Source organism: Haloferula sp., from assembly GCF_049672945.1.
GTDB lineage: Bacteria > Verrucomicrobiota > Verrucomicrobiia > Verrucomicrobiales > Akkermansiaceae > Haloferula.
In genome coordinates, this window is record NZ_JBATWY010000035.1 from 1 (window position 1) to 6443 (window position 6443).

At 56.4% G+C, this 6443-nt stretch carries 3 protein-coding genes and 1 pseudogene; 3 read left to right on the forward strand and 1 reads right to left on the reverse strand.

From position 1 onward, the window contains the following. Positions 1-4185, forward strand: a pseudogene (locus WBG04_RS02950) (hypothetical protein); the annotation flags it as partial. Positions 4186-4543: 358 nt separating this feature from the next. On the opposite strand, the gene WBG04_RS02955 reads toward WBG04_RS02950, so the two are convergent. Next, complete coding sequence (locus WBG04_RS02955) at positions 4544-5035, reverse strand: ATP-grasp domain-containing protein (protein ID WP_424312868.1); 492 nt, start codon at positions 5033-5035, stop codon at positions 4544-4546. A gap of 375 nt (positions 5036-5410) precedes the next feature. On the opposite strand from WBG04_RS02955, the gene WBG04_RS02960 reads away from it, so the two are divergent. Both WBG04_RS02960 and WBG04_RS02965 read left to right on the forward strand, forming a co-directional pair. Continuing rightward, positions 5411-6220, forward strand: a complete 810-nt coding sequence (locus tag WBG04_RS02960) for a hypothetical protein (RefSeq protein WP_424312866.1) — start codon at positions 5411-5413, stop codon at positions 6218-6220. Positions 6221-6226: 6 nt separating this feature from the next. After that, on the forward strand, positions 6227-6443 hold a 217-nt coding region (locus WBG04_RS02965), incomplete at its 3' end, for a hypothetical protein (RefSeq protein WP_424312867.1).

Consider the following 6443-nt stretch of genomic DNA (forward strand, 5'->3'; position numbering starts at 1 on the left):
GTTCTCAATTTGCCGACTGCGGGCGCGACGGTGGACTTCGCTTTCACTGGTGACGTGCAGGTGAATATTTTCCCGACCGAGGCAGCGACCACTCCCGGGATCGGCTGGAGTCTTGAAGGGCTCACTCCGGTTTACACGGGTGGAACGACTGCTACGGGAATTCCAGTAGGAGCGCAGACGGTTCGCTTCACGCAGGTGCCAGGTTGGTTGCCGCCGCGTGACATTGAAACGACGGTTGCTCCAGGGGGCGGTGTGACGACCACGATCACCGCGACTTATACGCCGGCAAATTCCTACGTGATCGGAGAGATTTCTCCACAAGCGGTTCGCGGTGGCGAGGTCCTTGGATTCTACGTCCCGGCGGGAACAATGATCGAGATCACTTCGGGTTCCGCGATCGGGCCGGTGCTGATCGATGGGAATGGCTGGTTCAGCTACGTGCCGGATAGTAATGATCGGAAGCCTTTCGATGTCACCTTCCTGGGAGGTTCATCGTCCCAGACGATCACCATCAGCCCGGCGCAGGATCTGCCGCTCGAGCAGGAAATCATCGCGCTGCGCCCGAAGGAAGACAGCCTGCCCGACGAGCAGGGCTTCGATTACAATACGATTCATCGTTCCGCTGGTGATCAGACGATGAACTTCGATTCGCCCGGCCAGATTTATACGATCTCGGGCAAGAAGGTGGTCATCGATGGAGACCCCAGCCCGGACACGCGCTTCTTCGATGCGCTTAACGGCAGGACAAATGTGCAGCAACTCAAGATCTATGCCGAGCAAGTGGTGTTCCGCTCACCACTGCATGTGCCTCAGGCCGATGTAGTCATCTACGCTCGCGATCTGATCTTCGAAGGCTCGGATTCCATGCTTGATACCACGCCGGTAGATGCTGACGGGACGGCGGGTCTTGATGGCGGCAGCGTGACCTTGCACGTGCTGAACATCATCAGCGATCCTTCTTCGAATGCACGTCTCAAGCTGCACGGCGGGCTTTCGCCGGATATGGCAGGTGGGGACTCGGGTCTTCTCAGCACTCCCTTCGAAGGCATGTCCAGCTTTGCCGATGTGGCGGGCGGAATAGGTTCACCAAATGGAGCGCGTCTCGCTCCGGTCGTCCACACGCCGGAAGGGGGACTTCCGATCAGTTACTGCTGGCTGCATCCGATCTCCGCCCGTGCAGCGCTTTCGTATGCCAAGGACATTTACTATCTCGGATTCATCACCGAGGCGGGTGAGGAGTTCCGTTATTACGAGAACCTGCTCAACATCATGGCGGACTTTGATCCGTTGCCCGAGCTCCCCGATGCCTCTTCGGCGAGCCTGCAGTTTGCCGAGTTGGCGGGAGATGCGACACGGCATGTGAGAAGGATCGCCGACAAGCTCGACTACTTTGGCAATCCCGCGGGCTGGGTGCCGTTGCTTTCGTTCGAAACGAACTTCCTGCTGACTGCCGAGGCAATCGATCCGGTCATGGATACGCTTTATCTTTCGCGTTGGTTGACCCGTAGCGATGAATACCTGCAGGCCGATCAGGACGCGCTGATTGAGGCTCAGGACAATCTCGATGAGGAAAACGCCACCCTGCGGGCAAGAATGCCTGCTCTCCAGGATGAGATTGATGATCTTGGTGACAAGGAAGAGGAAATTGATGGGATGATCGCCGCACTGCAGATCGAGCTGGTGGACATCGAGGAACGTCTCAGGCAGCGGGCGGAGGAGGTCGTCGATGACCGCAACAACATTCCTTTCTGGAAGAAGGCGACCCGGACGCTGGGTTCGATCATGCAGGTCATCCCCGTCTATCAGCCTGCCTTGGGAGCGATTGGCGGTGGACTCGACATCGTTTCGCGGGTTGATGAGCAGGATCCGCTCACGACCGTGGTCGAGGCCGCAACACTTGCGGGTAACTACAAGGTGGCGACGATGAAGACGGAAGCCGATGAGCTGGAGCAGAAAATCAATCCTCCGGTTCTTGGTCCTCCAACCGAAGATGAGGCGAACCGCCAGAAGCTGCTTGATCAGGCTTCCAACATTGAAACGGGAATCAGCGCTCTGAACACCGGTGCGACGGTATTGCAGGACTTCCTCAAGAGCAACGAAGCCCCGAAAGATGAGATCGATGCCGAGTTGGCGAAGATTCGGGCCGCTGACCCGCAGTTCAATGGCGTGGTGGAGCGGATCACGGTCCTGATGGCGGAGAAACAGTTGTTCATCGAACGTCTCAATGCCGCTCAGAATGAGCTTCGCCTGATCCCCGGGGTGATCATGAAGAACGCGATCGCCAACGAACGGCTCAACAGCAGTGCCTTCGAGCTTGGTGGCATCCTCGACCCGCAGGCGCTTTCGGTTGTTATGGAAAACGAGCGGCGTGCGAAGGATCTCCTGCGCAAGCGATTCTACGAACTCGCCAAGTCCTTTGAATACCGGACGCTTGAACCCTATGTCGAACCCGGGCAAAGGGCCTTTGATCCAGTCGACGTGTTCGACAAGATCCTGGTAATTCTTGAGGCGGCCGAAGACCGCATGAACAGCGAGCCACTCGATGGTTTTGAGGATGATGAACTTGATGCGACGAACCCAGGTTCCCCCTATCAATTGACGGCGGATGGCTTTATGACCCTCCGGAGTGTTTTCCGGGGTGAGCTGCAGCGCTTGGCAAATCGGATTATCAGCAACTACGACAACAGCGAGCTTACCGACGCGCCGCCGCTGGTGACACTCAGTGAATCCTTTTTCCCGGGTCTCAATGGTCCAACACGCAGGTCCGTGTTCAATTTCGAAGAGAGTGGGTTCCTACGCACCGGAACCGAAAGTCATCGTATCAAGGACCTCAACGTTCCTGAGATCGACTTTCAGATCCTCCTCAATGGCGAGCCGACGACTGCGGAAGCTGCTGGTATTTTCCTTGGCTCCGTCGATCTGGTATTCACCCACTCGGGGGTTTCGAGACTGACGCGAGATGGGCAGACTTTTGTCTTCAATCACTTCCGGAATGGCAATCCGGACGACAACCCACTTCGCTGGAACTTCAAGGTGGATTTGGTCGATAATTCGATCCAGGCGAATCTGCCTTCCTTTGCCAGTGAGTCGCTTCTGACCGCCTTGCTTGAGGATAGTGGAAGTCTCGACATCCAGAGGTTCTCCCGGCCAGGTGCTGATGCTGATCTGATCGTCACGGCGAGTCTTCCGGACATCGTGCGACTTCCAGGAGCGCCATCCGGCCGTGTCGAAGTGGTGATCAACAGTCTGAAGCTCGACTTTGAGATTGATTACTACGTTTCTAGTGGGGATCCGGAGATGCAGATCGTTGTGGAGGATCCCGACAACCGTCGCCTGGCGATCCGACCCCGCTTCTTCTTCGATGGCCAGGGCGGTACTGAAATCGTTGACGCCAACGGTCGCCGCGACGGGCTTGGCCGGGTGATCAGGAGTTTCGAGGAAGGTTCGGTCGAAGTGACGCCTCAGGATTTCGTGGGGAATGACCTGACCCTTGGTGCGGCGATGCCGATTGGTTGGAAGTTCGTGGAGTGGAAGCTGCAGGACGGAACGGTGATCGACAACTCCGACCCGAGTGTGGCGGACAAGGTCAGTGGCACCACCCTTCGCGCGGTGAACGACGTCAACAAGCGTTTCATCGCGGTCTATGAATATACTGGTGACGGGACTCCAGCCGAAGTTGAAGAGATCGCGCTCGACCTTGAGGCCTCGGGATTGGGATTCACGGAGTTCATCGTGACCTTCAACGAGGATGTGACGGGGGTCGGAGTGGACGACTTCGAAGCCTTGGGCGCGAGGGTGGTCAGTGTGACCGGCAGTGGAAGCTCGCGCCGCGTCCGAGTTGCGGGGGCTCCATCCGCCTTCAAGGTGAGTGACAACGACTCGATCCTGGACCGGGGTGGCAACTCCCTCGCGGGTGATGGCAAGGGCAACGGTGATGGGGAATACGAGGGAGGTCCAATCGTCATCAGCGAGGCTCCCACCTTTCAACTGCTTGGTCGGACGGAGCAGGGCGCGGCCATTTTGCTGGTTGCAGGAACCGAGGGTTTGAATGTGGAACTCCAATGGTCTCCGGATCTTGTGGACTGGTTCGAAGTCACGGATCTCGTCCTCACCGAGGAGGGTGTCGAGGTTGTCGATGCCGCGTCAGAGGGTATTTCCAAGCGCTACTATCGTTTGAAAGAGTAACGGTAGACGGCGCAAGCTTCGGCCTCACCTGCTGAAATGGAGCCGCTCGGGTTCTGCAGCAGGTGTGGCTTTACTGCCGAGCATCAAGATTTGTGGAAAAGATTTCCTACAGATGCCGTCCGATATGACGATCCAGTTCCTGGTATTGATGAGTTTACGCGGAGCGCTATGGAGAAGGAGTTTGTAACTCCTTTCGCCTAACCCCGGAGCCATCTTACCCCCCTTCCACCGCAAAGGACTTAAAAAGTCCTTCTCCATATTCCCCGCGCCTAGGAATCAGCGGGCATCGTTGCTGGGAACATGGGGCTTTCAGTTTTTCCAAAATCCCCGATCTCAAGGCGCGGTAGTATCGGGTTCTTCAACGGGTTTCCCGACCCTTATCTAACAGAGCCGCTTTCAAGCATTCCGATCTTTCGATGCAGTCCTCGATGGTCGTTCCGGTGACATTCACATGGCCCATTTTCCTGCGGCCGCGCGCGTGGTGCTTGCCGTAGAGGTGGAGGAAGCTTTCCTGGTCGGCGAAGATCGGCAGCCAGTCGGGGGCGGTTTCTTCGGCGGGCCACATGTCGCCTAACAGATTGAGCATGACGACCGGGGACAGCAGGCGGGTGGAGCCGAGTGGGAGGCCGCAGACGGCGCGGACCTGCTGCTCGAACTGCGAGGTGGCGCAGGCATCGAGGGTGTGGTGGCCGCTGTTGTGCGGGCGGCGGGCCATTTCGTTGACGAGCAGGCTGCCGTCGGGGAGCTGGAAGAATTCGACGCCCATGATGCCCCGGTAGTCGAGGGCTTCGGCTCCAGTCGCTGAAAAGACTAAGACGCGCCTAAAGGACCTCGGTGCTCCATTGAAAATTACTTTCGATTACAAGGTGCGGTTGCTGTTGCCTCCGCCTGCAATCAAGTAAACGATTAATGTATGTTTTCAAGGTTTACGTATTCAGAAGTGTTGACCTATCCAGCAGCGAAAAAGCTGTTGAATTCGATCCAGAAACCAACTGGGAAGGCAAGATGGGAGGATCTTGTGGGAAAAGGAGGTGCGCTCGCTGAGGTAAAGTTTGGAAATTACGAATTCGCGTCCACGCTTGAAGATCTCGCTGACATCGTTCTTCCACCCTACACCTCCAGCTTAAGTGTCCGCGGGAGACGGATCGTTCAGCTTCCGGGCAAATTCCCTAACTCCTTGTTTCTTGCTGGATCAGATTGGGTTCTGGGTCCGAGAGGAGGCAGGATGCATGTCAAAGCTTCCTACTTCTCGAAGGAGTTGGGTTTGCCGTTTTGTGTGTATTTCACCTATCAAAATGAGCTCCCGTTCATCGTGGGTCCCGATAATGCACCGCCTGAGACTTGGGAGGTATCGATCACATGGGGGGACGAGGTTCCCTACTTCAAACCTCAGGATTGCGGGGTGAAAATCCCGAGTCGTGGGAAGTGGGTCGATGACGAGAAGGACGCCCATGAGCGAGGTCTACGCTATCTGGAGAGGTTCAAACTACCCTCGAAAGAGGATCCGGCTCTGCTCAAGTGGAGAGAGTCATTGTGTCGAATCGAGATCGAGATGGCTAAGGGCGACGACTGGACCTACAGCCGCCATCGGGAGCTTCTTGATCCACACCGTTTGAGTCTGGATACGGACATCATCGACCTCTCGTCTAGCTTCAGCTATGGTGGCGCAGCCGAACTTTCGAAGGGCCCGGTGAATCTGCGGTCCGAGTTGGACAGGGCATTGCAGACCATCATTGCTAACGCCGGATACTCCGGATATGCCGGCAGTTATTCTGCTGTTGTGGCCGAGGGGTGGCGAGCTAGAGAAAGTCGGCGAAAGAAGATGGCCAAGGCCAAGTCGGCGAAAAGGAAGCAGCCGGTGCTTCAGGAATTGGGGAGGTTGACCCAGGAGAATGGTGCGGTGAGCGAGGTGAAGTTGCTTGTGGCTGAGGAAGGTTATACGATCACTTTGGATTTCGTAGATGAGGACGGATACCTTAGCTTTCCCTCGACGAAGCTCTTCCAGAAGGCCGATTGGATTTGTGGGGACGAATAACGAAACGTGAAGTTCAATGAGAAGATTAATGATACCCTGTTATCTGGAAGCAGAGTGGCGATGAGGAACCCCAGGCAAGAAATGCAAAATGAAAATACTGTTACCAGATATGAAACCGGAACATTTCTATTCGTGACGGAGCGCGCGACGTTGTCGCGCTTTTCATCCCAAGCCAAGCGCGACAGCGTCGCGCGGTCCTTTCCGCTTCAGCGGCCTTTCTCCA